23 protein-coding genes are annotated in these 24,639 nt (G+C 63.9%); 16 read left to right on the top strand and 7 right to left on the bottom strand.

The genetic code is table 11. From position 1 onward, the window contains the following. Window positions 1-20 precede the first annotated feature (20 nt). The 3 genes from MRBLMS1_RS17245 to MRBLMS1_RS17235 form a co-directional block, all read right to left on the bottom strand. A complete protein-coding gene (locus tag MRBLMS1_RS17245; RefSeq protein ID WP_485880631.1) occupies window positions 21-3,617 on the bottom strand; it encodes an indolepyruvate ferredoxin oxidoreductase family protein in 3,597 nt (1,198 codons plus the stop codon). 243 nt (window positions 3,618-3,860) lie between these two features. Then, window positions 3,861-5,003, bottom strand: coding sequence for a hypothetical protein (locus tag MRBLMS1_RS17240; protein WP_139091388.1), 1,143 nt, complete (start codon window positions 5,001-5,003; stop codon window positions 3,861-3,863). A gap of 74 nt (window positions 5,004-5,077) precedes the next feature. Continuing rightward, entirely contained in the window at window positions 5,078-6,007 is a 930-nt protein-coding gene (locus MRBLMS1_RS17235) for a LysR substrate-binding domain-containing protein (RefSeq protein ID WP_485880628.1), read from the bottom strand. Between the two features lie 176 nt (window positions 6,008-6,183). Here MRBLMS1_RS17235 and MRBLMS1_RS17230 point away from each other — a divergent pair, with 176 nt between their 5' ends. After that, window positions 6,184-7,371 carry an HD-GYP domain-containing protein gene (locus MRBLMS1_RS17230; RefSeq protein ID WP_252867152.1) on the top strand — a complete coding sequence of 396 codons (1,188 nt, stop codon included), beginning with the start codon at window positions 6,184-6,186 and terminating at the stop codon, window positions 7,369-7,371. Window positions 7,372-7,490: 119 nt separating this feature from the next. On the opposite strand, the gene MRBLMS1_RS17225 is transcribed toward MRBLMS1_RS17230, so the two are convergent. Next, window positions 7,491-8,537 carry a GGDEF domain-containing protein gene (locus tag MRBLMS1_RS17225; RefSeq protein WP_485880626.1) on the bottom strand — a complete coding sequence of 349 codons (1,047 nt, stop codon included), beginning with the start codon at window positions 8,535-8,537 and terminating at the stop codon, window positions 7,491-7,493. 481 nt (window positions 8,538-9,018) lie between these two features. Between MRBLMS1_RS17225 and MRBLMS1_RS17220 the strand changes: the two genes are divergently transcribed. From MRBLMS1_RS17220 to MRBLMS1_RS17155, 14 genes are all read left to right on the top strand, one after another. Further along, complete coding sequence (locus MRBLMS1_RS17220) at window positions 9,019-9,201, top strand: Flp family type IVb pilin (RefSeq protein WP_034752975.1); 183 nt, start codon at window positions 9,019-9,021, stop codon at window positions 9,199-9,201. A gap of 53 nt (window positions 9,202-9,254) precedes the next feature. Further along, window positions 9,255-9,788 carry an A24 family peptidase gene (locus MRBLMS1_RS17215; RefSeq protein WP_485880624.1) on the top strand — a complete coding sequence of 178 codons (534 nt, stop codon included), beginning with the start codon at window positions 9,255-9,257 and terminating at the stop codon, window positions 9,786-9,788. A 93-nt stretch (window positions 9,789-9,881) separates the two neighbouring features. After that, on the top strand, window positions 9,882-11,255 hold the full coding sequence (locus MRBLMS1_RS17210) for an ATP-binding protein (RefSeq protein WP_485880622.1): 1,374 nt from the start codon (window positions 9,882-9,884) through the stop codon (window positions 11,253-11,255). Then, window positions 11,252-12,115 (top strand): Flp pilus assembly protein CpaB, encoded by an 864-nt coding sequence (cpaB, locus tag MRBLMS1_RS17205; RefSeq protein WP_485880620.1) that lies wholly within the window; start codon window positions 11,252-11,254, stop codon window positions 12,113-12,115. The genes MRBLMS1_RS17210 and cpaB overlap by 4 nt, the downstream gene beginning before the upstream one ends. 18 nt (window positions 12,116-12,133) lie before the next feature. Further along, window positions 12,134-13,564, top strand: a complete 1,431-nt coding sequence (locus MRBLMS1_RS17200) for a type II and III secretion system protein family protein (protein ID WP_485880618.1) — start codon at window positions 12,134-12,136, stop codon at window positions 13,562-13,564. Between the two features lie 16 nt (window positions 13,565-13,580). Further along, window positions 13,581-13,883 (top strand): hypothetical protein, encoded by a 303-nt coding sequence (locus MRBLMS1_RS17195; RefSeq protein ID WP_139091395.1) that lies wholly within the window; start codon window positions 13,581-13,583, stop codon window positions 13,881-13,883. Beyond that, window positions 13,873-15,300 carry a pilus assembly protein TadG-related protein gene (locus MRBLMS1_RS17190; protein ID WP_485880616.1) on the top strand — a complete coding sequence of 476 codons (1,428 nt, stop codon included), beginning with the start codon at window positions 13,873-13,875 and terminating at the stop codon, window positions 15,298-15,300. The genes MRBLMS1_RS17195 and MRBLMS1_RS17190 overlap by 11 nt, the downstream gene beginning before the upstream one ends. Then, on the top strand, window positions 15,297-15,779 hold the full coding sequence (locus MRBLMS1_RS17185) for a TadE/TadG family type IV pilus assembly protein (protein WP_128140989.1): 483 nt from the start codon (window positions 15,297-15,299) through the stop codon (window positions 15,777-15,779). The genes MRBLMS1_RS17190 and MRBLMS1_RS17185 overlap by 4 nt, the downstream gene beginning before the upstream one ends. Beyond that, window positions 15,769-16,377, top strand: coding sequence for a TadE/TadG family type IV pilus assembly protein (locus MRBLMS1_RS17180; RefSeq protein WP_485880614.1), 609 nt, complete (start codon window positions 15,769-15,771; stop codon window positions 16,375-16,377). The genes MRBLMS1_RS17185 and MRBLMS1_RS17180 overlap by 11 nt, the downstream gene beginning before the upstream one ends. A gap of 54 nt (window positions 16,378-16,431) precedes the next feature. After that, window positions 16,432-17,601 carry a CpaE/TadZ family protein gene (locus tag MRBLMS1_RS17175; RefSeq protein ID WP_436482302.1) on the top strand — a complete coding sequence of 390 codons (1,170 nt, stop codon included), beginning with the start codon at window positions 16,432-16,434 and terminating at the stop codon, window positions 17,599-17,601. 50 nt (window positions 17,602-17,651) lie between these two features. Continuing rightward, on the top strand, window positions 17,652-18,998 hold the full coding sequence (locus MRBLMS1_RS17170; RefSeq protein WP_436482303.1) for a TadA family conjugal transfer-associated ATPase: 1,347 nt from the start codon (window positions 17,652-17,654) through the stop codon (window positions 18,996-18,998). A gap of 10 nt (window positions 18,999-19,008) precedes the next feature. After that, window positions 19,009-19,986 (top strand): type II secretion system F family protein, encoded by a 978-nt coding sequence (locus MRBLMS1_RS17165; RefSeq protein ID WP_485880612.1) that lies wholly within the window; start codon window positions 19,009-19,011, stop codon window positions 19,984-19,986. Between the two features lie 13 nt (window positions 19,987-19,999). Next, window positions 20,000-20,938, top strand: a complete 939-nt coding sequence (locus MRBLMS1_RS17160) for a type II secretion system F family protein (RefSeq protein ID WP_072455840.1) — start codon at window positions 20,000-20,002, stop codon at window positions 20,936-20,938. Window positions 20,939-20,949: 11 nt separating this feature from the next. After that, a complete protein-coding gene (locus tag MRBLMS1_RS17155) occupies window positions 20,950-22,017 on the top strand; it encodes a LytR C-terminal domain-containing protein (protein ID WP_485880609.1) in 1,068 nt (355 codons plus the stop codon). A gap of 67 nt (window positions 22,018-22,084) precedes the next feature. Here MRBLMS1_RS17155 and MRBLMS1_RS17150 read toward each other — a convergent pair whose 3' ends face one another. Next, window positions 22,085-23,074: an EDSAP-1 family PEP-CTERM protein gene (locus MRBLMS1_RS17150; RefSeq protein WP_485880607.1), complete on the bottom strand. Its 990-nt coding sequence runs from the start codon at window positions 23,072-23,074 to the stop codon at window positions 22,085-22,087. A 190-nt stretch (window positions 23,075-23,264) separates the two neighbouring features. Beyond that, a complete protein-coding gene (locus MRBLMS1_RS17145) occupies window positions 23,265-23,639 on the bottom strand; it encodes a hypothetical protein (protein ID WP_128140996.1) in 375 nt (124 codons plus the stop codon). 151 nt (window positions 23,640-23,790) lie between these two features. Here MRBLMS1_RS17145 and MRBLMS1_RS17140 point away from each other — a divergent pair, with 151 nt between their 5' ends. Further along, a complete protein-coding gene (locus tag MRBLMS1_RS17140) occupies window positions 23,791-24,102 on the top strand; it encodes a hypothetical protein (protein ID WP_485880605.1) in 312 nt (103 codons plus the stop codon). A gap of 27 nt (window positions 24,103-24,129) precedes the next feature. Here MRBLMS1_RS17140 and MRBLMS1_RS17135 read toward each other — a convergent pair whose 3' ends face one another. After that, window positions 24,130-24,336 (bottom strand): dodecin, encoded by a 207-nt coding sequence (locus MRBLMS1_RS17135; RefSeq protein ID WP_034753599.1) that lies wholly within the window; start codon window positions 24,334-24,336, stop codon window positions 24,130-24,132. Window positions 24,337-24,639 lie beyond the last annotated feature (303 nt).

The raw sequence follows: 24,639 nt of genomic DNA, 5'->3' as shown, positions 1-24,639 counted from the left end.
CCGAGGCTCTGCGTTGTCTTTTATGCCGCGTGCTTGCTTCCATCCGCCAGCACGGCCAATAGTCTCGCCTTATCCTTGCGGTAAGTATCGACTGCCGCTTCCTTGACGTGGCCGAAGCCGCGGATTTTCTCGGGCAGGGAGGCCAGTTCCACGCAGGTGGACAGGTTCTCCGCCGTCAGGTTGACCAGCAGGCCCGCCAGCAGTTCGCGGTATTCGACGATCAGCGCGCGTTCCATCTTGCGCTCGGCTGTGTAACCGAAGAGGTCGAAGGTGCCGCCGCGCAAGCCCTTGGCTTTGGCCAGCAGCTTGAAGGCGCGCCACATCCAGGAACCGAACTCCGCTTTCACCAGATGCCCTTTCGCATCTTTCTTGGCGAACAGCGGCGGCGCCAGGTTGAATTTGACGGAAAAATTCCCTTCGAACTGCTGCTGCAATTGCTCGACGAAACGGCCATCCGTGTACAGGCGCGCCACTTCGTATTCGTCCTTGTAGGCCAGCAATTTGAAATAGCTTTTCGCCACGGCGGTCGACAATTTCTGTCCCAGTCCCAGGGTATTTTCGCGGTCGCGCACCTGCTTCACCAAGGTCGCATAACCATCCGCATACGCGGCATTCTGGTAGGCCGTGAGGAATTCCACGCGCTTCTTGATGACGCTGTCGAGGCTTTGCGGCATTTGCACGATGATCGCTTGCGACGGCGTGGCGATTTGCGTTACACGGCGCACGTCGACGGCGGCACGGCGGCCCCACAGGAAACTTTTCTTGTTCGATTCGATGCCCACGCCATTCAATTCGATGGCGCGCAGCAAGGCCGCTTCCGTCAGCGGGATACGGCCCTTTTGCCAGGCGTAGCCGAGCATGAACAGGTTGGCGGCGATCGAGTCGCCCATCAGTGCGGTGGCTAATTTTGTCGCATCGATGAAGTCGGCCGCGTCGGCGCCGCCGACGGATTCCTCGATCAGCTGGCGCACTTCCGCCGTCGGATATTGCCAGTCCGCATTCTGCGCAAACGTGCCCGGCGGCTGCTCGTGCAGATTGACGACTGCCAGGCTGCGGCCCGGACGCATTTTCGACACGGCATCCTGCGCCCCGGCCGTCAGCATGTCGCAGCCCAGGATCAGGTCCGCTTCACCCGTGGCAATGCGCTGTGCGCGGATGTGCGCGGGGGATTTGGCGATTTTCACGTGCGAGGTGACGGAACCGTTCTTTTGCGACATGCCCGTCATGTCCAGCACGGACGCGCCCTTGCCTTCCAGGTGCGCCGCCATGCCCATCAGGGCGCCGACGGTGATGACACCGGTGCCGCCGATGCCGTTGATCAGGATGTTGTACGGCGCGTCGCAAGCGGGCAGGACGGGTTCCGGCAGGGGGCCGAAGTTGTCCGTCTCGCCTGCTTTGCTTGCGCCCGTCTTGGTCTTCTTCAGGCTGCCGCCTTCGACGGTGACGAAGCTGGGGCAAAAGCCCTTGGCGCACGAATAATCCTTGTTGCACGAGGATTGGTCGATGGTGCGCTTGCGGCCAAATTCCGTCTCTTTCGGCAAGATCGACACGCAGTTCGACTGCACGCCGCAGTCGCCGCAGCCTTCGCAGACGGCGTCGTTGATGACCATGCGCTTGGCAATGTCCGGATACTCGCCTTTCTTGCGGCGCCGGCGTTTCTCGGCCGCGCAGGTCTGGTCGTAGATCAGCACGGATACGCCTTGGACTTCACGCAATTCGCGCTGCACGGCATCCATGTCCTTGCGGTCGTGCAAGGTCAGGTGGGCGGGCAGGTTGCTGCGGTCGCTGTAGCGGCTCAGGTCTTCCGTGACCAGCGCGATGCGGGCGATGCCTTCGGCCGCCACTTGCTGCGCCATCATCGGCACGGTGATGAGGCCGTCCACGGGCTGGCCTCCCGTCATGGCGACGGCGTCGTTGTAGAGAATCTTGTAGGTAATGTTGACCTTGGCCGCCTGCGCGGCACGGATGGCCAGATAGCCGGAATGGAAATACGTGCCGTCACCCAAGTTCTGGAACACGTGCGGCAGTTCCGAGAACGCGGCTTGCCCGATCCACGGCGCGCCTTCGCCGCCCATGTGCGTGGTCAGCTTGTTCATTTCCGGATAGATCGACGTGGCCATCACGTGGCAGCCGATGCCCGCCAGCGCCAGGCTGCCGTCCGGGACCTTGGTCGAGGTGTTGTGCGGGCAGCCGGAGCAGTAAAACGCGGGGCGGAACGGTGTGTTCACGGCCTTTTTCAGCACCGCATCCTTTGCGTCGAGAAAACTCAGGCGCGCCTTGATCAGGTCGCAGGTGACGGGGTCGGAAATCAGGCGCGCGATGCGGCTGGCGATGACACGCGCCACTTGCGAGACGGAAAAATCCGCCTTCGAGGTCAGCAGCCATTCGCCACGTGGCGCCACCCATTCGCCTTTTTCGTCGAACTTGCCGATCACGCGAGGGCGCACGTCGTCGCGCCAGTTGTACAGCTGCTCTTTTAACTGGTATTCGACGATCTGGCGTTTTTCTTCGACGACGAGGATTTCATCGAGGCCTTGCGCGAATTCGCGCACGCTGTCCGGTTCCAGCGGCCACGGCATGGCGACTTTGAACAGCCGCATGCCGACGTCGGCCGCCATCTGTTCGTCGATGCCCAGCTCTTCCAGCGCCTCGAGCACGTCCAGGTAGGACTTGCCGGAGGCGATGATGCCCAGCTTGGCGTTCGGGCTGTCGATGGTGGTGTGGTTGAGCTTGTTTTCGCGCGCGTAAGCGAGGGCCGCATAGATCTTGTAATCCTGCATCAGCGCTTCCTGGTTGCGCGCCTGCTGGCCCAGCGGGATGCTCGACAAGCGTGCGTTCAGGCCGCCTTCGGGCATGTGGAAATCCTGTGGAATTTTCACTTCCACGCGGAAAGGATCGGCATCGATGGAAGCCGACGATTCGACCGTGTCGGCCAGGGCCTTGAAGGCCACCGTGCAGCCGGAAAAGCGCGACATGGCCCAGCCGTGGATACCGAGGTCCAGGTATTCCTGCACATTGCATGGATACAGGACGGGGATCATCGAGGCGGAAAACAGGTGGTCGGACTGGTGCGGCAGGGTCGACGAATAGGCGCCATGGTCGTCGCCGGCCACCAGCAGCACGCCACCCAATTTGGATGTGCCCGCATGGTTCATGTGCTTGAAGACATCGCCGCAGCGGTCCACGCCAGGACCTTTGCCGTACCACATGGCGAACACGCCGTCGTACTTGGCCGGCCCGATCAGGTCCACCTGCTGCGAACCCCAGACGGCCGTGGCGGCCAGGTCTTCGTTGACGCCGGGCACGAACTGCACGTGGTGCGCTTCCAGCTGTTTCTTGGCTTTCCACAGGTTCTCGTCGAGGCCGCCCAGGGGCGAACCGCGGTAGCCGGAGATGAAACCGGCCGTGTTCAGGCCGGCAGCCTGGTCGCGCAGGCGCTGCATCATCGGCAGGCGCACGAGGGCCTGGATGCCGGACAGGAAGATGGCGCCGGAAGTGGCCGTGTATTTGTCGTCGAGGCTGACGGTGGTCAAACGGGAAGTGTCGGGGGGGGTAGATGGCGCGGCACCGGCGTTTCTAGCGAACGCTGCGGAGCCGTTTTCCGTGGTCACGGACATGGCTGTCTCCAAAAGGGTGTTTCAGATGACGGCTGTACAAGGGGCACGCCCGGTAAGGCGCGCACTGTGCAGACGGGATGGCCGCGTGTGGGCGGCACATAACTATTTTAAATTTAAAATAGTTAATGTGGTCAGTGTAGAACGAGTGGGGGAGAGGGGCAAATACGGTTTGACGATGGGGGTATAAGAAAAATTGATGGCCTATCCTGCGCTGCAAGACAGGCCATGTTGGCCGTGCACGCTTTAGGGCTGCGTCCATTGCAGCTTGCGCGCGCGCAAGGGATAGGCCACTGGCGTCAATTCGGGCAGCAAGGCATTGAGCGAGTCTTGCGTCAGTTCCAGGGCTTTTTGGGGACTAAGCTCATTGACGCTGAGACTACTCATGAAACCTGTATCAAAGCTCAGATATATGGGAGGACCATTTTCCTTGATATTGACGGTCGTGCGCTTTTTGTAGAAGGCGAGCTCGTATGTGCCCGGTGCCAGCTCCAGCGCCACATGTGTGCCGGAATCATGATAGTAGAGGTTTTTTTTCGCGCTGCCCTGCAGATGGCTGGCCTCGATAGTGTAGAAGGTGCTGCCATCTTCGAATTTCTCGCTATCTACCGTTTCTTGCGGCATGCGGTTAAAGAGGATCAGATTGGCTTTTCTATTGAGTACCGTGCCCGCTTGCCCAGGCGCACTTGACGGCTCCAGGGCGGTCGTGCGGCGCAGGCCTTGTTCCTCTGCTTCGTGCTGGGCTTTGTGTCCCATGATCCCATTCAGCGCAATAGAGACGTTAAGTGGCCCCATGGATCTGGCCTCTTTTGCATCGTAGTGAAGGTCCTTCATGGTGGCACGCGTCGTTTCTATGGAATGCCAGATGGTTTTACTCGCCACTCGGTCATATACCACCGCTTCAATGAGCATGATGAAGGAAGAACGGCAGCCATAGCTATTGCATTTTCCTAGCGTGGTATCTGCATATTTCCAGTCCACCAGAGCCACGTAGCGCCGTCCCGTCGTGCTGGCAGGCAGTCCCTGCACGGTGTCGAGGATGGATGGTTGCTTGAACGCGGGCGGCATGGGGACGAAGGCGAGTTCTTCTTTCGGATCCTTGGCAGCGTCGACATAAGCGCGGCAAGCCCAGCTTTTGAACAGGGAGGTGTTGTCCGACGAGACGATGGTGCCCCAGGTACTTTCATGGGTCTTGGGCGTGCAACTTTCCGGGGCGATAAATACCACCACCTCGATTTCTTTTCTTTCGATGGGCTGCGCAACATCGCTGAGCAGCACTTCGCGCAAGGGAAATTCGGATTGCGGGCGGGCCGCTTGGGCGCCCTGCATCAATAGCAGCAGGGCGGTGCCTGCCGCCAGGCAGCGCAGGGACGTGGTGAGGAAGGACATGGTGACGATGGTGAAATGAATAAGACCATCATTTTATTTCTTTTGAGAAATTATTGCTGGAAAAATAATGCTCGCTACAGCACGTGCGCCCCCACCCAGCGCCCGCTGCCGCACAGCTCGGCGGCCACTTGCAGCACGAGGTTTTTCACGGCGTTGCCCGCATTGGTGAGGGGAATGTTTTTCGAGGCGCACAGGGCCACCGTGCGCGACAGGACGGGGCTGTGGATGGCGTAGCTGCGCATGGCGCCGCTGTCGAGCTCGGCCAGCAGGGGCGCGGCGGGCAGGATGGTGGCGCCCATGCCGGCCAGGATGGCCGATTTCAGGATGGCGATCGAGTTGATCTCGATCACGTTCGCCGTCTCCAGGCCCAGTTCGCGGGCGCGGCTGTCGATGCGTGGGCGCACGCCATGCTGCAGGCCCGGCAGGATCAGGGTGGCGCTCAATGCCTGCGGGAACGACAGCGCCGAGCCCGTGGGCGCGAACGGCGAATCGCTGCGGCAGATGAAACGCATCTCTTCCTCCACCAGGGGGCAGCAGGCAAACGGGGTCAGCTGGCCATCATCGAACAGCACGGCCAGATTGATGCGGCCCGATTTCAGTTGTTCATTGAGGTTGCCCGTGATTTCTTCCGTCAGTTGCAGGGTGATTTCGGGATAGCGTTCGCGCGCGGCCAGCAGCAGGGGCAGGGCCAGCGCGCCCGATATGCTGTGCGGCAAGCCCAGGGTGACGTTGCCGGACGGCCGCGTGGCGCTTTGCGTGACGGCCGAGCGGGCGTCGGCCACCTGTTTCAGGATCGCTTGTGCATGTTCGTAAAACACCTTGCCCGCGTCCGTGCTGAGCACGCCCTGCGCCGAGCGGTGCAGCAGCTGCACGCCCAGTTCCTCTTCCAGCTGGCGCAGCTGCTGCGTCAGGGCCGGCTGCGCCACGTGCAGGATCAGGGCCGCGCGCGACAGCGAGCCGTGGTCGACGATGGCAACAAAGTAGCGTAATTGGCGCAGTTCCATGGGTCCCAAAAGCGGTGCGGTGGTCGGAAAAGCAGCATATTGCGCCGCAGCGCCGAACGCGGCCAGCAGAATAACAATTTTGTTATACTCATTCTAGCGCCTTCGGTGCTCCAGCCGCGTATTTGTGGGATGACAGCATGCTCAAGAAAGTTGATTCGTCTCAATTAAAAGTGGGCATGTACATTCATGACCTCAGCTGCGACTGGATGACGCATCCATTCGTGCGCAACCGCTTCCTGTTGCGCAGCGACGATGAAATCCGCAAGATCATGCAGGCCGGCATCCACGACGTGGTAATCGACAGCGGCAAGGGCCTCGACGTGCAGGATGCGCCCACGGTGGCGCAGGCGCAGGTGGAAACGGAACGCGAACTGGTGCAGATCGCCACGCCGCTGCAAGTGGTCACGCGCGTGTCGCTGGGCATGGAACTGGCGCGCGCCACGCAGGTGCGGCGGCAGGCGGCAAGCCTGGTGCGCACGGTGATGGCCGATGTGCGCCTGGGCAAGGCTGTCGAGCTCGACCGCGTACAGCACACGGTGCAAGACATTACCGAATCAATCCTGCGCAATCCCGGCGCCCTCGTCGGCTTGTTGCGCATCAAGAGCAAGGATGACTACACCTTCTTGCATTCCGTCAGCGTATGCGCGCTGCTGGTGGCGTTTTGCCGCTCGCGCGGCATCGATGCGGCCACCACGCACCAGGCCGGTCTCGGCGGCTTGCTGCACGACACGGGCAAGGCGCTGGTGCCCGATAGCGTGTTGAACAAGCCGGGTCCTCTGAGCCCGGAGGAGTTTATCCAGATCAAGCGCCACCCGCGCGACGGCTACGACATCCTGCGCCAGTCGCCCGAGGTGGGCGCCATTCCCCTCGACATTACCTTGCACCACCACGAACGGCGCGACGGCAGCGGCTACCCGGACCAACTGGCCGGCGACGCCATCAGCGAGCTGGCGCAGATGGCCGCCATCGTCGATGTGTATGACGCGCTGACGTCGGACCGCAGCTATCACAAGGGTATTCCCGCCGCCGAAGCCTTGCGCAAGATCTATGAGTGGAGCAAATTCCACTTCAATCCCGTGTTCGCGCAGGATTTCATGCGCTGCGTGGGAATTTATCCGGTAGGCACCATGGTGATGCTGGAGTCGGGCCGCCTGGCCGTCGTCATCGAGGCGCACGAAAGCAATCTGCTGGCGCCGAAGGTCAATGTGTTTTTCAGTACGAAGAGCAAGACCTACATCAAGCCGGAAACGGTCGATTTGTCTCGCGGCTTCGGTTTTGGCGGCGCTGACAAGATCGTCGGCCATGAGTCGGCCGCCAAGTGGCAGGTCGATCCCATGCGCTTTTTATCGCTGGCGGATGCATGAACGGTGTGCGCCTTTGAAAAGAGCGCCTGAAAAACGTTCAGGGCAAGGCGCTGGCGCGAAGACAGTACGACTAGTACGGCGAGCGCCTGCAACGCCGCCATGGACGTTTTCTCAGGTGATCAGAAAAATTCCGCCGTATCGTTCGAGGTAATGGTTGTCAGCAAGCCTTTTGCCACCAGCTCGTCATAGTGGCACGCCAGGTTGCGGCCATGGCTCTTGGCGTAATACAGGGCCTGGTCGGCGCGGCCGAGGATGATGACGGGCGCCTCGTAGGCGTTGATGCTGACGAAGCCCACGCTGACGGTCACCCTGCCCACTTGCGGGAAGTCGTGCGCTTCGACATTGGTGCGGAAGCGGTCGATGATTTTCTGTGCATTTTCCAGGGTGATCGAGCGCAGCAGCACGACGAATTCCTCGCCGCCGAAGCGGAAGATGCGGTCTTGCGAGCGGAACGACGATTGCAGCTGGTTGGCGATCAGGATCAGCACTTCATCGCCATACAGATGGCCAAATTTATCGTTGACCAGTTTGAAATGATCGACGTCGATCACGGCCAGCCATTGCCGTTCCGTGTCCGTATGGTGGCGCCGTTCTTCATCGATGGGACGCGGCTTTTCCATTTCCGGTTCGCCGCGGCTGTGCAGGATTTTCGCCAGCTGGTCGTCAAAGGTCTTGCGGTTCAACAAGCCGGTGAGCGAATCGCGTTCGCTGTAGTCGAGCAGGTTCTGGAAATTGCGGTATACGCTGACGATGCCGCCGATCACCTGGATGGTGGCACCCGTGTACGGCGTGGGATTGGTGATTTCCAGGCAGGTGGTGACCTGGTCGCCGATCCAGATGGGCAGCCACAGCAGATGGCGGCCATCGGCGCACAAGGTGTCGGCACTCGCTTCATGGCGCTTGATGCAGGCGGCCAGGGCCGGGTAGTCGGACAGCGGTTCGCCGGGCAGGGTCGGGTCGTTATGCTCTTCCATGCGGGCCACGCTGCCCGCCACGATGATGGCCCGCGACCGCACGAACACCTGGCCACGCACGGTGGTCAGCGCCAACACACGGGTCTGCGACGCGGCAGCGAGTTCCTGGACCGCCGAGATCACGGAGATGTCGAGCATCGTGTGGTCGCGGTGCCCGGTCATGTCCACCATGTGTTTCAGTAGGGAATCCATTGTCGATCTCTGGAAAGTGGTCACACAAGTGTCGTCATAACAGCATTGCATCAAGCAAGAGCATGTTCGCGTCCGTCTACAAGAAGCCAAGATTTATTTGGTGGCATGACGCTCTGTACCGCCGGGCGAGAGGCCTTTCCAAAGAAGAGCTAAGCAGGATAATGTCTTTTTGCCTAATAGGCAATTAACGTATGCAATATTTCATGTAAATACATGAGATTCATGCACTACATTGCAAAAAACTTGCCCTGACGCAGGCTTTCAATCCGGATCGCAACATTTGTTTGCGCCAGCCGCCATTTCACCAGAGTTTGATAATTTCCATGTGGAAACTTGTGGCGCGTCAATTTGCCAAAACATGGACGCTTTATAGTCAATGCAATGGCGCAGAAATTTACGGCAGGAAACATATTAGCAGGAAAGGGCAATGTTTCACACCCGATTGCGCCAGGGACTTGTGATTCACTTTTGGGAGCTTGTCATGCATACCTTCCTGTCGGCAGTACAGCAGTTTGTCAAGGATGAGGATGGCATTACGGCAATCGAATACGGCCTGATCGCGGCGTTGATGGCTACCGCCATCACGGCCGGTTTCTTGCTGATCAAGACCAACTTGCTGGCCGTCCTCACCGACATTTCGTCGAACCTGGTGTTGACACCCTAAGCGGGTGCCCGCCATCGGCCGGCCGGTGGCGGGTTTTTTTCGGGAGGTGTGCCATGCCTGCAACTGCCTTGTGCGACCTGCTGTTGCTGAGCTTCGTGACGGGAGCCGCCGTCAGTGATTTGATCCAACGCAAGATTCCGAATTGGCTGGTGCTGGCCGGCATGCTCGCCGCGCTGGCGCTGCATTTGTGGCTGTGGCCGCACCGCGTGCCGCAGCTGGTGCTGGGCGGTATGGCGACGGGCTTCTTCCTGTTCCTGCCTTTATATGTGCTGCGCGGCATGGCCGCCGGCGACGTCAAGCTGATCGCCATGGTGGGTGCCTTTGTCGGTCCCTGGCCCGTGCTGCAGATCTGTTTTGCCACATTTGTCCTGGGCGGCGTGATGGCCGTGATGATGATCACCTGGCAGGGCAAGTGGCGCGTTTGCCTCGGCAATTTGCGCCAGCTGATGTGGCCGATGATCGCGCGCATGGCCGGCATTCCGCTGGCGCCAAGCGCGCTGGGCAGCGGCGCCAGCGTGGGCAACATGCCGTACGGACTGGCCGTCGCCCTGGGCTGCCTGGTGGTGCAAGGGCGGAATTATTTCTGATTGGTATTCATTGCTTTGAATCAATGGACGCCAGTTCTCGCTCGCTAGAATGAATTCTGTTCAATGCAGTCCTAACCGGCTGGGAGACGCAGCATGACCGAGGTCGATTATTCCATGAGCACCGACAGCGTTCCGCGCCCTGCCGACGCGAACCTGATGCCGCCCTTGCCGCCGCAGCCGAAGAGCTTGCGTGAAACGGGACTCGAGCGGCCGCTCGTCGTCGAACTGATCGCCAAGCTGATGTTTGTGGGCGGCAAGACGCACCTGTCGGCGCTGACGACGCGCTTGCGCCTGTCGATCAATGTCTTGCGCGAAGTGCTCGATTTCATGGTGACGGAGCAGATGGCCGAAGTGGCCTGGCGCGGCGAATCCGATATCGACGTGCAGTACCAGCTGACGGGCGCCGGCAAGCAGCGCGCCAGCGCCTTCCTCGAACGCTGCGCGTATATCGGCGCCGCGCCCGTCACCCTGGAAGCGTACCGCGCCATGGTGGCGCGCCAGTCGTGGCTGGCACAGGAACAGCGCGTCGGCAGCGATGACCTGGCCGCCGTGCTCGGTGGCGCCCATGCGGGGCCGGGCATGCTCGACGTGGTCGGCGCGGCCCTGCATTCGGGACGCTCGCTGCTGCTGTACGGTCCGCCCGGCAGCGGCAAATCGACCCTGGCGCTGCAGCTGGGCCAATTGCTGCACGGTCTCGTCGCCGTGCCCTACGCCATCGTCGTCGGCCAGGACATCATCCAGTTGTACGATCCGGCCCAGCACCTGCCGCCCGCGCCGCAGCACGTCAGCCATGCGCGCCAGGCGCTGGAGCGGCGCAGCACGGATATCCGCTGGGTGCTGTGCCAGCGTCCCGTGATCCACGTGGGCGCCGAGCTCGACGCCGGCATGCTGGAACTGCGCCACGACGCCAGCGGCGGCTGCTACCAGGCGCCGCCCCATGTGCGGGCGAATAACGGCATGCTGATCATCGACGACCTGGGGCGCCAGCGCCTGGGTGCGCAAGAACTGCTGACGCGGCTGATGCAGCCGCTGGCGCGCGGCAGCGATCAGCTGGCTTTGCCAGGCGGCGTGCAGATCAGCGTGCCGTTCGACAATGCCCTCGTGCTGGCCACGAATGTGCCGCCGGGCGAGCTGTTTGACGCCGCCTTGCTGCGCCGCATCGGCTACAAGGTGCAGGTGGGGCCGCTGGCCGAGAACGCCTATCGCGCCCTGTTCCGCCAGCAATGCCGGCTGGCCGGCCTGGCCATCGACGAGCTGGTCCTGCACCATCTGCTGCAGCTGCATGGCGCGCAGGGACGGCCCTTGCTGGCCAGCTATCCGCAGGAATTGCTGGCGCGCATAGGCGACTTCGCCGGCTTTGCCGGCTGCGACGCGCGCCTGACGGTGACCGCGCTGGAGCAGGCCTGGAGCAGCCTGTTTGCCAGCTGCGACGTGCCGGCCGCCAGCCTGTGCGAGCGTATCGCATGAAAAACCGGCGCGCCCTCTTGATGATGGCCCTGGCCGTGGTGCTGGGTCTGCTGGCCGTGCTGCTGGCCTCGCACTGGCTGCTGCGCCAGACGCCGGCCGGCAAGGGCAAGATCGTCGTCGCCTCCAGCGATGTCAACCTGGGTCAGCGCCTGACACCCGAGATGCTGCGCCTGGCCGAGTGGCCAGCGGAAAGCTTGCCGCAAGGCGCGCTGCAAGAACCGGCAAAACTGGCCGGACGGGTGCTGAAAACCAGCGTGCTGCGCGGCGAGCCGCTGAGCGAGGCCAAGCTCGCGCCCGTCGGTACCCTGGGTGGCCTGTCGGCCCTGATCACGGAAGGGCGGCGCGCCATCACCGTGCGCGTCAACGACGTGATCGGCGTGGCCGGCTTCGCCTTGCCGGGCAACTATGTCGACATCATCGTCAGTACCCAGCAAGATGCCGGCGACCGCGCGTTTCCGCAAAGCCGCAACATTTCCAAGATCGTGCTCGAACGCATTCTCGTGCTGGCCGTGGCGCAGGAAGTGGGACGCGACGAGACCAAGCCGCGCGTGGTCAATGCCGTGACCCTGGAAGTGACGCCGGAACAGGCGGAAAACCTGGACCTGGCGCGCAGCGTGGGCAGCCTGTCGCTGGTGCTGCGCAACCAGGTCGATCCGCAGCCGGGCGTGACGGCGGGCGCCACCAAGCTGACCTTGCTGGGCGGACCGCACGAAGCCGAGCCTGCTTCTGCGCCTGCCACCGTCGTGCCCGTGGCTGCCGCGGCGCCGCGTCCGGTGCGCGTGGCGAAGGCGCCACCGGAACCACAGCGCCAGTGCAGCACCGTCATCGATGGGACGCGCCAGTCGCGCGAATGTTTTTAGCCAACCATGGACACGCTCATGAACCGCGCCCTGCTGACACTGTGCTGCCTGCTGTTGCCGCTTGCCGGCACGGCAGCCGATCCTGGCCCCCGCTGCGGTGGCGAAGCGGCGACACCGGGCAACTTGCAGCTGCAGGTGGGCAAGTCGAGCATGCTGCGCCTGCCCGAGGCGGTGCTGGCCCGCAGCGTCGGCAATCCGGCCATGCTGCAAGCCATGCTGGTCGCGCCCGACACTTTATATGTCGTCGGTGTCGACGTGGGCAGCACGAATATGATCATCCAGGGCAGGAGCGGCGTGTGCAGCGTGGTGAACGTCAGTGTCAGCATGGACCCGTCCGGCTTGCAAACGACCCTGGCGGCTCTGATGCCGGAAGAAAAAGCCATTCGCGTCACGGCCGTGGCCGACACCCTGGTGCTGTCGGGCACGGTGCAGGATGCGGGCGCCGTGCTGCGCGCCACCGAGCTGGCGCACGCGTATGTGCGCCGCGCTACCGTGCCGCTGGCCTTGCCCAAGCCGGCCGACGGCGCCGCCATGCCGGCGGCGGCCACGGCGCCCGCTGGCAGCGCGAACAGCCGCATCATCAATATGCTCGACGTCAGCGCGCCGCAGCAGGTGATGCTGGCCGTGCAGATCGCCGAAGTGTCGAAGTCGCTCCTGGAACGCCTGGAAGTGGGCGCCACCTTGCGCTTCGCTTCCGGCAGCTGGGCCACCACCTTGCTGTCGAATTTCTTGAGCGGCACGGCCAATGGCTTGCTTGACGTGCGCAAGTCGAATGGCCAGCAGCTGACCATCGAGGCGCAGAAACAGGATGGCCTGGTGCGCATCCTGGCCGAGCCGACCGTGATGGCGATCAGCGGGCAGGAGGGCAGTTTTCTGGCCGGCGGCAAGATCTTCATTCCCGTCGGCCAGGACAACAACAAGATCACCTTGGAAGAGCGCGAGTATGGCGTCGGCCTGCGTTTTACGCCCACCGTGCTGTCGGGCGGGCGCATCAATTTGAAGGTGGCGCCGGAAGTGTCGGAACTGTCGCGCGAAGGGGTGGGCATTTCCGCCGCCGGCGTCAGCGGGCGCTCCATTTTGCCCGTGATCACCACGCGACGCGCCTCGACCACGGTGCAGCTGTACGACGGCCAGAGCTACGCCATCGGCGGCCTGATCAAAAACAACCAGGTGAGCAACATCACGGGCGTGCCGTGGCTCAGCGAGCTGCCCATCCTCGGCGCGCTGTTTCGCAGCACGGACTTCCAGCATGACCGCACGGAATTGTTGTTCGTCATTACCGCGCACCTGGTCAAACCCTTGCCGGCCGATGCCGTGCTGCCGACGGCGCAGCTGGCGCCTCCCTCGCGCACGGACTTGATGTTGCGCGGCAAGATGGAAGGTACCTTGCCGCTGGCGCCGCCGTCCGTGCCGCCACCGCGCGCGGCCAACGGCTTCGAGTTGAAATGAGACGGGGAGACACGCCATGCCGAACTCGTTCCTGATACCGCTGCGGCGCCTGGCCGCCCTGGCCCTGGTCACGCAGCTGGCCGCCTGCGCGCACAGCAGCACGCCGCAGCTGGACCCGCGCTTCGGCAATGCCGTGCGCCTTTCCATGGCGCAGCAGGTCCGTTATCCGGCCAGCGCGGGCAATCGCCAGCCTGCCGACGGGCTGGACGGCCCCAGCGCGCACGCCGTGATGCAGCGCTACCGCGCCTCGTTCGTCGAACCGAACGGCCAGGCGCCGCAGCCGGTGCAATTCATGCTGGGAGGCGGCAATGGCAAATAGACGCCAGCGCCAGCGCGGGGCGATGCTGATCGCCTTTTCCATCCTGCTCATCCTGGTGCTGGGTTTTATCGGCCTGGCGCTCGACGTGGGTCAGGTCATCGGCCGCAAGACGGAATTGCAGAACCTGGCCGACAACGCGGCGCTGGCGGCGGCCGCCGAACTGGTGGGCACGCCCGAAGGCTTGCTTGCTGCCGTGACGCAGGCCAAGAGCAGCGCGGCCGACAAGAGCGCGTGGCGGCGCCGCATGCAGGGCGCGATCCTGTCGGACGCCAGCATCCGCTTCGCCAGCGCGCCCGATGCGCCCGCCAGCGAATGGCATGCGGCGGGCGCCGTGCCCGATGCGGCCACAGCGCTGTTCGCGCGTGTCGATACGCAGGCCAATGACCCGTCGCTGGGGCGGGTGGCGACGGCGTTCCTGGGCGCCTGGTCGCCGGCGCTGCGCACGCTGGACACGGGCGCGCGCGCCGTGGCGGGGCGTACCAGTTTGAACCTGACGCCGCTGGCCGTCTGCGCGTTGTCGGCCAGCGCGGCCAGTGCGCGCACGAATGCGGCGCTGCTGCCGGCCGTCGAGCTGCTGGAATATGGCTTTCGCCGTGGCGTGGCGTATAACCTGTTGAAACTCAATCCGCACGGCCCGGCGGCCGAACATTTCGTGCTCAATCCGCTGGGCCAGCCGGGTGTGGTGGGCTCGTCGCTGCAGGTCGGCGAGACCAGCGTGTTGCCGTTCGTGTGCAGCGGCACGGTGCTGTACCCGCGCATCGGCAGCGCGCAAGTGCACGTGCACCGGCCGTTTCCCGCCACCTTGTGGCCGGCCTTCAACGCGCGCTTCAATCTGCACGCTGGCAGTGGCTGTCATCCCGTCACGGCGCCGCCCGACACGAATATCCGCGCCTATCCGAATACGGCCGCAAACTGGTGGATGACGAACACGCCCGACGCACCGAGCGCCCTGAGTACCGGCAATCCGCTGCTGTCCGTGGCCGATCCGGAATCGAACGCGACGCCGCCCGCCGTTGGCAGTTACGGGCCGTTGTGGTCGTTTGCCAAGGCGGCCAAATACAGCAGTGTGAAGCCGGCCGGCGGCTACCTGCCGTTTGCCACCAGCGACTGGGCCAAGCTGTATCCGGCTAGCCCCGCCGCGCCGGCCGCCAAGTCCGGCTATCCCGCCACGCCGCCGTACCAGACGCTGGCGTACCAGACGGCGCCGACCGGCAATACGGGCGTGGCGCAGCGGCGCCTGCTGCATATTGCCCTGCTGGCCTGTCCGCTGCCGGCCGGCAGCGACGTGCTGGCGCAGGTGCGGGGCATCGGCCGTTTCTTCATGACGGCGCCGGCCAGCAATGGTGTGTTGAGCGCCGAATTTGACGGCCTGGTAGCCGAAGGCGCGCTGGTAGGCCCTGCGGAGTTGCTGCAATGAGGCCGCGCTGCCGCGCGCCACGCCGCCAGGATGGTGTCGCCGCCATCGAGCTGGCGCTGATCCTGCTGTTTTTCATGGCGCTGCTGCCCTTCGTGCTGCTGTTCGGCCGCGCGCTGCTGGTGTACACGGCCCTGCAAAAAAGCACGCACGATGCGGCGCGCTACATGGCAACCATGCCGCTGTCGCAGATGGCCGGTATCGGCACGGCGACCCAGGCGGTCGCATTTTCACGGCAGATGGTGACCGAGGCGATGGCGGAAAGCTGGCCCACCATGGAGGCCGTCAGGGTCAGCGTGGACTGTGTCTATGCCGACGATTCCTACAGTTGCGGCACTTATGCGACGCCGCCGCTGCAGGTGCGCATCAAGTTGTCCGTGGATATGCCCGTCGATATCTTGCCCGAGCTGACGCGCAAGTGGCTGCCGCAACTTGCGCCGATCCCGCTGCGCGCCAACGCGACATTGCGCTATGTCAATTAACCCGCCTCCCCGCCGGCAGCGCCAGGGCGGTGTTTTTGCCGTCGAGTTCGCCATGCTGGCGCTGTTGTTCCTGCTCTTCCTGTTCGCCATGCTGGAAGTGGCGCGCGCCGTGTATCTATGGAATATGGTGCATGAGATTACCCGGCGTGCCGCGCGCGGCGCCGCCGTCGCCGATTTCAGCAATGCAAGTGCGCTGCAGGCCGTGCGCACGCACGCCGTGCTGCGCGCCGCGCCGGGCGTGCTGCCGCTGGGCGGTGGTATCAGCGACGCGTATGTGCGCATCGATTATCTGTCGCAGTCGAGCGGCGGCGCCGCGCTGGCCGCCGTGCCGGTAACGGTATTGCCGGGCTGCCCGCAACGCAACCGCATCAATTGCCTGGACGATCCGCATGGCGCCAGCTGCATCCGTTTTGTGCGCGCGCGACTGTGCGTGCCTGGCGACGGCGGGCGCTGCGAGAGCGTGCCATACCGGCCCATCCTGCCGCTGCTGAACGTGATGTTTCCCTCCGGCGCAGGCGCCGTGCGCCTGCCCAACGGCGCCACCATGGCGGTGGCCGAGTCGCTGGGCTATCCGGACAATCCCGGTTTTTGTCTTTGAGCGCCACTTGCGGCGCAGCCGAATGTGTAGACCTGAAAGAAGCGAGGAAGTGCGATGAAAGCCTTGATGATTAGCCGCGACACCAGCTTGCACGATGAAATTGCCGCGCAGGGGGCGGCCCGCATGCCCGTGCTGCGCCTGCTGGAACGGCGCAGCGGCCTGCGCGACGCCGTCGAGCGCATGCTGCCGGAAGCGCCGGAACTGGTGATCGTCGACGCCAGCGGCATCGATGCCGATGAAGCCGACCTGCTCGAGCGGCTGGCGCGCCAGTATCCGCTGGCCGTGCTGATGCTGCTCACGCGCGGCCAGCAGCAGGATGTGCTGATACGCGCCATGCGCGCCGGCATGCGCGAAGTGCTGCAGCTGCCGCTGGTGCACAAGGCCTTTCACGAGGCGATGGACAGGGTCGATATCCAGGCCGGCGTGACGCAGATGCGCGACGGTAAAGTGCTCGCCTTCATCTCGTGCAAGGGCGGCAGCGGCGCCACCTTCCTGTCGACGAATTTTTCCTACGCGCTGGCCAGTCTGGCCGGCTGCAAGGTGCTGCTGATCGACCTGCACGGCCAGTTCGGCGACGCCACCTTGTATGTGTCGGACCAGAAGCCGGCCATGACCCTGTCCGACATCTGCGCGCAGATCGCGCGCATGGATGGCGCCTTCCTCGCCTCGTGCCTGGTGCACGTGACGCCGAACTTCGGCGTGCTGGCGGCGGCCGACGACCCTTCGCACAAGGTCGACATGCAGCCCGAGCACATGGACCGCATCCTGGCCGTGGCGCGCCAGCACTACGACTACATCGTGCTCGACGTGGGACGCCAGATCGATGCGCTGTCGCTGCGCGCGCTCGACAACGCCGACGCCATCTATCCGGTGCTGCAGCTGGCCTTGCCTGACATCCGCGACGGGCGCCGCCTGCTCGACATTTTCCGCTCGCTCGGCTATCCGGGCGAGCGCCTGCGCCTGATCGTCAACCGCTATGAGAAGGGCGGGCGCCTGCGCCTGGCGGACCTGGAACAGGCGCTGGGCGCGGAAGTGGTGCACACGGTGCCCAACGATTACATCGCCGCCACCGATTCCGTCAACCAGGGCATTCCGCTGCTGCAGCTGTCGCGCACCAGCGCCGTGGCGCGCAGCCTGGCCGAATTGGTGGAACTGGTGACGGCGCGCCGCGTGACGGAAAGCCGCGGCCTGTTCGACCGCCTGTTCAGCCGCAGCGAGGCGTAGCGCAGCAATCGATGTCAAGGCTCCCGCCGGGGGCCATCATGGGAGCCGAGATGACTTTACGCGAGCGCCTGGCGGCGAATGAAACGGTGCGCCCCGCCACCAATGCACAAGGCGCGCTGGCGCTGCACGCCTACCAGGAACTGAAAAAAACCATGCACCAGACGATACTCGACCGTATCGACCTGGAACGCTTAAAACGCCTGACGGCGGAGCAGTTCAAGCACGAGCTGGCGCTGCTGGTGCAGCGCGTGATCGAGGAAGAACGCATCGTGCTGAACCAGCATGAGCGCCATAGCCTGGTGCTCGACATCCAGCACGAGATGCTGGGTTTTGGCCCGCTCGAACCCTTGCTGGCCGATGCCAGCGTGTCCGACATCCTCGTCAATACCTGCGACAAGGTGTATGTGGAGCGGGGCGGGCGGCTGCAGTTGACGGACGTGACTTTCCACGACAATGCGCACCTGATGAAGATCATCGAAAAGATCGTCTCGCGTGTGGGGCGGCGCGTCGACGAATCGAGCCCGATGGTCGACGCGCGCCTGCCCGACGGATCGCGCGTGAATGCCATCATTCCGCCGCTGGCCGTCGATGGACCGATCCTGTCGATCCGGCGCTTTGCCGTGCAGCCGCTCACCATCGCCAACCTGCTCGACTACAAAAGCCTGACGCCGCCCATGGTGCAGGTGCTGCAGGCGCTGGGCCAGGCCAAGGTCAACATCCTGATCTCGGGCGGCACGGGCAGCGGCAAGACGACCTTGCTCAACGTGCTGTCCGGCTTCATTCCCGGCAGCGAGCGCATCGTGACCATCGAGGATGCGGCCGAACTGGCGCTGCGCCAGCCGCACGTGGTGCGCCTGGAAACGCGCCCGCCGAATATCGAGGGCAAGGGCGAAGTGAGCCAGCGCGCGCTGGTGCGCAATGCGCTGCGCATGCGGCCCGACCGCATCATCCTGGGCGAGGTGCGCGGCGCCGAGGCGCTCGACATGCTGCAGGCGATGAACACGGGCCATGAAGGGTCGCTGGCGACCATCCACTCGAACACGGCGCGCGACGCGCTGGCGCGGCTGGAAAACATGGTCGGCATGGCCAATGTGAACCTGACGCCGCGCGCCACGCGCCAGCAGATCTGTTCGGCCGTGACGGTGGTGATGCAAGTGTCGCGCCTGACGGACGGCGCGCGCAAGCTGGTCAGCCTGCAGGAAGTGACGGGCATGGAAGGCGACATCATCGCCATGCATGAAATCTTCCGCTTCGAGCAGACGGGCGTCGATGCCGACGGCAAGGTGCAGGGGCACTTCTGCGCCACGGGCGTGCGGCCGCGTTTTACGGAACGGCTGCGCATGTTCGGTGCGCCCGTGCCAGACAGCGTGTTCGACCCCGACCGCATCTATGAGTAAGGAGGGAACCATGGACCTGGTCTTCTACGGCTTTGCCGTGCTGCTGTTCGCCGCCTGCATCCTGATGGTGGAAGGCGTTTGGCTGTGGTGGTCGGGCACGCATGGCAGCGCGGCGCGGCGCATTAACCGGCGCTTGCGGCTGATGGCGGCGCGCGGCGAGGGGGGCGGCGAGCGGGTCTCCATCCTCAAGCAGCGCCGCTATGCGCGTTCGCCCGGGCTGGAGCGCTTGCTGCGGCGAGCGCCGCAGGCCGCAAAGCTCGACCATTTGCTGCTGCAATCGGGCCTGTCCTGGTCGGTGGCGCAATTCCTGGGCGGCACCGGTGCCTTGCTGCTGGCGGCCTTGCTGCTGCTGGCGGCATGGTCCATGCCCGTGCCCGGCGCCGTGCTGCTGCTGTCCTGCGCCGCGAGCGCACCGTGTTTGTGCGTGCTGCGCGCGCGCGCGGCGCGGCTGAAAAAGATCGAGGCGCAACTGCCGGAAGCGGCCGATTTCCTGGCCCGCGCGCTGCGCGCCGGGCACTCGTTTTCGAACGTGCTGCAGATGGTCGGCGATGAACTCAATGAGCCGATCAGCGGCGAATTCAAGATGGCGCACGAAGAGATCAATTACGGCGTGCCGATGAACGAGGCGCTGCAAAACCTGGCCGCGCGCATACCGCTGACGGACTTGCGCTACCTCGTCATCGCCGTGCTGGTGCAACGTGAATCGGGGGGGAATTTGGCCGAGGTGCTGGTCAGCATCGCGCGCATCATCCGCGCCCGTTTGAAGCTGCTGGGGCAGGTGCGCGTGCTGTCGGCCGAGGGGCGCATGTCGGCCTGGGTGCTGGGGCTGATGCCGGTGGTGATGATCGGTGTCATGGCACTGGTCAACCCGCAATACATCCGCCTGCTGTGGACCGATCCCAGCGGCATCAAACTGCTGTGGTACGCGGCCGGCATGGTGGCGCTGGGCGTCGTGTGGATGCGCAACGTGATCCGCATCCGCATCTAAAACAGGAGGTGCTATGAGCGGTGCACAACTGCTGTTTCTCGTGATCGTCTTTGCCGTGGTGGTGGCGCTGGCCCTGCTGGCGTGGGTGATCTTCTTTCCCGGCACTTTGCGCCAGCGCCTGTTTGGCGCCACGGCGCCGGCCGCCAGCGAGGCGGTGGTGGAAAATGGCTGGGTGGAGAGGGTGGCGCGCGTGGCGCAGCCGTTCAGCAAGCTGTCGCTGCCGGAAGAGGGCTGGGAACGTTCGCCGCTGCGTACGCGTTTCATGAACGCGGGCTGGCGGCAAGCCAGCGCGCCGGCCCTGTACTTCGCGGCGAAATCCGTGCTGGCCCTGCTGTTTCCCACCGTGCTGGGTTTGTATGCGGCCAGCGCCATGGCGGCGCAGCTGCGCAGCGTGCTGCTGTTGCTGCTGTGCGTCAGCGCCACCATCGGTTACTACCTGCCCAACCTGGTGCTGGCCAGCACGGCCAAGCGGCGCCAGCGCGACATCTTTGAAAACATCCCCGACGCGCTCGACTTGCTGACCGTCTGCGTGGAAGCGGGCCTGAGCCTGGAGCGCGCGCTGGTGAAGGTATCGGGCGAAATCCACATCAAGAGCGTGGTGCTGGCGCAGGAATTGCAGCTGGTGCTGATGGAAATGCGCGCCGGCTTTTCCAAGGAAAAGGCGTTGCGCAACCTCGCCCTGCGCAGCGGCGTGGAAGACGTCGACACTCTTGTCGCCATGCTGATTCAATCGGAGCGCTTCGGCACCAGCATGGGCGATTCGCTGCGCGTGCATTCGGAAAACCTGCGCGGCAAGCGCAGCCTGCTGGCCGAGGAGGCGGCAGCGAAGATCGCCCTGAAACTGCTGTTCCCGCTGATCTTTTGCGTCTTTCCCACCCTGATGCTGGTGCTCATGGGGCCGGCCGTGATCGAAGTCTATCGCGTGCTCGTGCCGGCCATGGCCAGCCGCTGAAAGGAGTCACCATGCGCTTGACGATTTCCCGCCTTGCCGCCGCCTGCGCCTGCCTGGGCCTGGCCGCCTGTACCACGCAGTTGGCCCATGTGCCGGTGGCGGTGTGGCCCGACGCCGATGCCGCCTATGCGGCGGGGCGCCAGCATTTCGAGCGGGGCGACTTGCCTGCGGCGCAAGCGGCTTATGAACAAGCCCTGCGCCATGCGCCACGCCACGTGAACGCGCGCAACGGCTTGGCCGTGCTGCATGCGCAGCGTGGCGAACACGACGCGGCGATCGCCCATTGGCTGGCCTTGACGCAGGAAGCGGGTACGCCGCAGCCGCGGCAAGCCTATCTGTTCAGCAATCTCGGTCATGCCTATTATTTGAGCGGACGCGATGCGCAAGCGTTGACTGCGCTGGAGCAGGCCTGTCTGCTCGACCCGCTCCATGCGCTGGCCTGGCGGCATCTGGCGCAGGTACTCGAACGGCTGGGGCAGCACGAGCGCGCCGCCGTCATGCGGCGCCAGGCGGCCAGCTTGCAGGAACACGATGTGCGGCGCGATATGGCCTTGTTACGCGCCGAGGCACCGCCGAAGCTTGTGCCCGAGCCTGTGCCGGATGCGCCCGCCATGGCGCGCGTGGAGATCACGCAGAGCGATGGCATGGCCCGCTTGCGGCGCGTGTCGTCGGCCGTTGTGCGCAGCGTGCCCGCTGCCGCGTCGGTGTCTGTGGCGCCTGCACCGGCAGCTGGCGCGCCGCATCCGCGCCTGGAAATTGTGAACGGCAACGGCGTGCCTGGCTTGGCCGCCGCGCTGGCACGCAGCCTGGCGGGTGCGCCCGTGCAGGTGGTGCGCCTGACCAATGAAACCAGTTTCCAGGTGGCGCGCACGCGCGTCGAATACCGGCCCGCGCAGGAGCAGGCGGCGCGCCAGCTGGTCCGCCAGTTGGGCGCCCAGGTACAGACCCAGGCCGCCGACTGCCCCGCCAGCGAGCTGCGCCTGGTACTGGGGCGTGACCTGAGCGACCCCGCCATGCTGCACCGCTATTATCTGCAGCAATTGCAACTGGCGCGCCGGGCGCTGGCACGGCTCGGTTAAAACATCGTTGTCGGCATAAAAAAACGCGGCGCCTTTTACGGGCGCCGCGTGTTTTTCATGCTGCGGATTATTTCGGCTGGCGGCGGCGCGTAAAAGCCAGGGCCGCCAGTCCCATGCCCAGCAGGAAGAGAGTGCCTGGCTCCGGTACTTGCAGGGGCTCGATGACGACGATGTCGGTGCGCGTGGACTTGGAAAAGTTCAAGGTGTAGCTGCCGGCGGGCAGGGCGAAATTCGAGGTCAGGGAAAACATCGCAAAACCATTCGCAAAGGCGCGCGAGGTGGCCGGGTCGTTGGTGCCTGCCGTCATGTTCAGGCTGAAGGGATCGAGGCTGCCGACCGTATGGTTGCCATTGACGTCGCTGCCATTGCTGGCGTCGCCATCGGGCGCGAACTGGAAGATCACGCCATCGGCATTCGCGTTCGACAGGCAGCCCACGGGACTGGAAGTATTGCACGAGATATTGAAGATATCCATGATCGATACGCTCGACTTGTCACCCATGGTCGTCACGCTGGTGCGCAGATCGCGCCGTCCCATGAAGTTGAAGGTGATGAAGCCGGCGCTCGACAGGGTCAGATTGACGGAGCCGGTGAGCGTGTCGCCAGCCGTGGCCGTGGCGGCGCCGACCGTGTCGCGCTGTGCTTCCGCAACGGCGCGCACGGTGGAGCCGCCATTGAGCATGTTGCCGAATGCGTGCGCGTCGCCGCGTGCGAACTCCAGGGTGGAACTGGGGCTGGGCACGTAGTTATTTTGCGGCAAGCCGCCGCAGCCGCTGCCCGAACACACTTGCAGCACGTCGGCGTTGGCGGCCGGGCCTGTATTGACGGCGCGCGGATTGACGGCCACGCCGCCTTCGAAGAAGGCGCTGTCGCTGGCATTGCGGTTGGCGCCGGCCAGCGACAGCGCGCCGGCGCTGGTGGTGATGCGGAAATTGTTCAACTCATTGACGGCCAGGCCGTACGCACCGGCCTGCGCCTGACCGCTGGCCAGCAAGCTTGCCGCCGCCAGTGCGCCCAGCCAACCCAGGGTCTTGTTTCGTGTGTGATCGACGTTCATCGCAGCCTCTTATCGTAGTCAGTCTCGGAAAATCCGGGGGAGAAAGAATCCAGAATGACCTGCCTGGATTCATCTCGTAGACAGTGATAAGCAGCTTGCGTGCCACACAAAAAAAGCATATTGAATCAAGGGCTTGCGCAAAGCGGACTGAGCCGGTGGAAGCAAAGTGTAAGAAAGGCCGACGCCGTTTTCAGGTGCCCCGGTGATAGCCGAGGTGGCCACCCGAATTGCGCGCGCAGCCGCAACCGATGCGCGCCACTTCCTCGCCTTCCGCCAGTTTCCAGTTGGTAATCGTCGTGTGCTGCCAGTCGATGTCGCTTTTCTTGACAGGCTTTACCGTCAAGGTGCGTGTTTCCGCATCCGTGTACTCCATCAGCTCCTCGTCGTCGGCGATGTCGAAATGGCGGTGGATCAGGGAAATGCCGAAGCGGTCAAGGGCGCCGTAGCGTTGCAGCACGTCGCGCAGTTCGCGAAAGCAGGCGAGGTCGTCGGGTAGCAGCGGATTGACGGCGGAAATATCGGCGACGGGCTGCCATTGCATGGCGTGGATGTTCAGGCTGTGCATGATAGGCTCCTGTGCCCCGTGATGGCAGGACCAGGCTGCCAGAGGGGCACTGGCACGCCTGTCGAAACGTCCATCGTGGCCGCAAAGCCGCTACGGCGTTTGCGCCAGATCAAAGGTGCGGCACATCGCGCCTTGCCCGGTAAAATAGGCCATGGCAAACAAAACCCCCACCTTCCCCGGCGCACGCACGGGCCGCGGCCAGGTCCTGGCCGTGCTGCTGTCGAACCGTGACCAGTCCGGCGCCGAACCGCTGCAAGGCCGCGTCTCGCTGGCCGCCATCGTGAAAGCGCTGAAACGCAAATACCACTGGCCGATCGAGACGCACAGCTTTCCCGCCAACACGCAGGACGGTCGCGCCAGCTGGGCGACCGTCTACAGCTTGCCGGAAAAGGTCATAGCGACCGCGCTGGACAGCGGCGGGCGGGAATGGCTGGAGAGCCGGGGAGTACCTGGGCGGCGCTGAACGCGCCGCCTACTTTACTCGATCTCTTTATTCGAGCCGGAAGCCGACCTTGAGCGTAACCTGAAAGTGCGCCACCTTGCCGTCGACGATATGGCCGCGCGACTCGGTCACTTCATACCAGTCCATATGCTTGACCGTCAGCGCCGCCTTGGCAATGGCATCGCGTATCGCCTGATCGCTGCTCTCGGTCGAAGTGCCCACCAGTTCGATCAGCTTGTAAGTGTGTGCGGACATGATATTTCCCCCGGTAGGCAAGTCAGACAACGGGAGCCTGCTTTGCGCAAGCACGTGCTCATCTTGCGCTTAAATACGCTGGACGTCATTGCGCGGTGCAGCAATGCGTCAACCTGAATGACGATGCGTTTCAGTGTCCCGGATGGCTCCCGCAGGCGGGAGAAAAAGAAAAAAGGGCTACCAGCCGAAGCGGGTAACCCTTTGATTTCCTACTGAATTCTGGTGCCGACTGCCGGTTTCGAACTGGCCACCTGATGATTACAAATCATCGAAAGTCGGTATTCAGGACTGTTGAAGGTTGTT

Source organism: Massilia sp. LMS1-1-1.1 (genome assembly GCF_040815535.1).
In the GTDB taxonomy this organism is placed as follows: domain Bacteria; phylum Pseudomonadota; class Gammaproteobacteria; order Burkholderiales; family Burkholderiaceae_D; genus Janthinobacterium; species Janthinobacterium aestuarii.
This window is presented reverse-complemented; position numbering and strand designations above follow the sequence as displayed.

What these genes read in the sequence shown, in the direction of transcription:
- MRBLMS1_RS17245 (WP_485880631.1), bottom strand. Translation starts at nt 3,617, where the DNA reads ATGTCCGTGACCACGGAAAACGGCTCCGCAGCGTTCGCTAGAAACGCC.
- MRBLMS1_RS17240 (WP_139091388.1), bottom strand. Translation starts at nt 5,003, where the DNA reads ATGTCCTTCCTCACCACGTCCCTGCGCTGCCTGGCGGCAGGCACCGCC.
- MRBLMS1_RS17235 (WP_485880628.1), bottom strand. Translation starts at nt 6,007, where the DNA reads ATGGAACTGCGCCAATTACGCTACTTTGTTGCCATCGTCGACCACGGC.
- MRBLMS1_RS17230 (WP_252867152.1), top strand. Translation starts at nt 6,184, where the DNA reads ATGTACATTCATGACCTCAGCTGCGACTGGATGACGCATCCATTCGTG.
- MRBLMS1_RS17225 (WP_485880626.1), bottom strand. Translation starts at nt 8,537, where the DNA reads ATGGATTCCCTACTGAAACACATGGTGGACATGACCGGGCACCGCGAC.
- MRBLMS1_RS17220 (WP_034752975.1), top strand. Translation starts at nt 9,019, where the DNA reads ATGCATACCTTCCTGTCGGCAGTACAGCAGTTTGTCAAGGATGAGGAT.
- MRBLMS1_RS17215 (WP_485880624.1), top strand. Translation starts at nt 9,255, where the DNA reads ATGCCTGCAACTGCCTTGTGCGACCTGCTGTTGCTGAGCTTCGTGACG.
- MRBLMS1_RS17210 (WP_485880622.1), top strand. Translation starts at nt 9,882, where the DNA reads ATGACCGAGGTCGATTATTCCATGAGCACCGACAGCGTTCCGCGCCCT.
- cpaB (WP_485880620.1), top strand. Translation starts at nt 11,252, where the DNA reads ATGAAAAACCGGCGCGCCCTCTTGATGATGGCCCTGGCCGTGGTGCTG.
- MRBLMS1_RS17200 (WP_485880618.1), top strand. Translation starts at nt 12,134, where the DNA reads ATGAACCGCGCCCTGCTGACACTGTGCTGCCTGCTGTTGCCGCTTGCC.
- MRBLMS1_RS17195 (WP_139091395.1), top strand. Translation starts at nt 13,581, where the DNA reads ATGCCGAACTCGTTCCTGATACCGCTGCGGCGCCTGGCCGCCCTGGCC.
- MRBLMS1_RS17190 (WP_485880616.1), top strand. Translation starts at nt 13,873, where the DNA reads ATGGCAAATAGACGCCAGCGCCAGCGCGGGGCGATGCTGATCGCCTTT.
- MRBLMS1_RS17185 (WP_128140989.1), top strand. Translation starts at nt 15,297, where the DNA reads ATGAGGCCGCGCTGCCGCGCGCCACGCCGCCAGGATGGTGTCGCCGCC.
- MRBLMS1_RS17180 (WP_485880614.1), top strand. Translation starts at nt 15,769, where the DNA reads ATGTCAATTAACCCGCCTCCCCGCCGGCAGCGCCAGGGCGGTGTTTTT.
- MRBLMS1_RS17175 (WP_436482302.1), top strand. Translation starts at nt 16,432, where the DNA reads ATGAAAGCCTTGATGATTAGCCGCGACACCAGCTTGCACGATGAAATT.
- MRBLMS1_RS17170 (WP_436482303.1), top strand. Translation starts at nt 17,652, where the DNA reads ATGACTTTACGCGAGCGCCTGGCGGCGAATGAAACGGTGCGCCCCGCC.
- MRBLMS1_RS17165 (WP_485880612.1), top strand. Translation starts at nt 19,009, where the DNA reads ATGGACCTGGTCTTCTACGGCTTTGCCGTGCTGCTGTTCGCCGCCTGC.
- MRBLMS1_RS17160 (WP_072455840.1), top strand. Translation starts at nt 20,000, where the DNA reads ATGAGCGGTGCACAACTGCTGTTTCTCGTGATCGTCTTTGCCGTGGTG.
- MRBLMS1_RS17155 (WP_485880609.1), top strand. Translation starts at nt 20,950, where the DNA reads ATGCGCTTGACGATTTCCCGCCTTGCCGCCGCCTGCGCCTGCCTGGGC.
- MRBLMS1_RS17150 (WP_485880607.1), bottom strand. Translation starts at nt 23,074, where the DNA reads ATGAACGTCGATCACACACGAAACAAGACCCTGGGTTGGCTGGGCGCA.
- MRBLMS1_RS17145 (WP_128140996.1), bottom strand. Translation starts at nt 23,639, where the DNA reads ATGCACAGCCTGAACATCCACGCCATGCAATGGCAGCCCGTCGCCGAT.
- MRBLMS1_RS17140 (WP_485880605.1), top strand. Translation starts at nt 23,791, where the DNA reads ATGGCAAACAAAACCCCCACCTTCCCCGGCGCACGCACGGGCCGCGGC.
- MRBLMS1_RS17135 (WP_034753599.1), bottom strand. Translation starts at nt 24,336, where the DNA reads ATGTCCGCACACACTTACAAGCTGATCGAACTGGTGGGCACTTCGACC.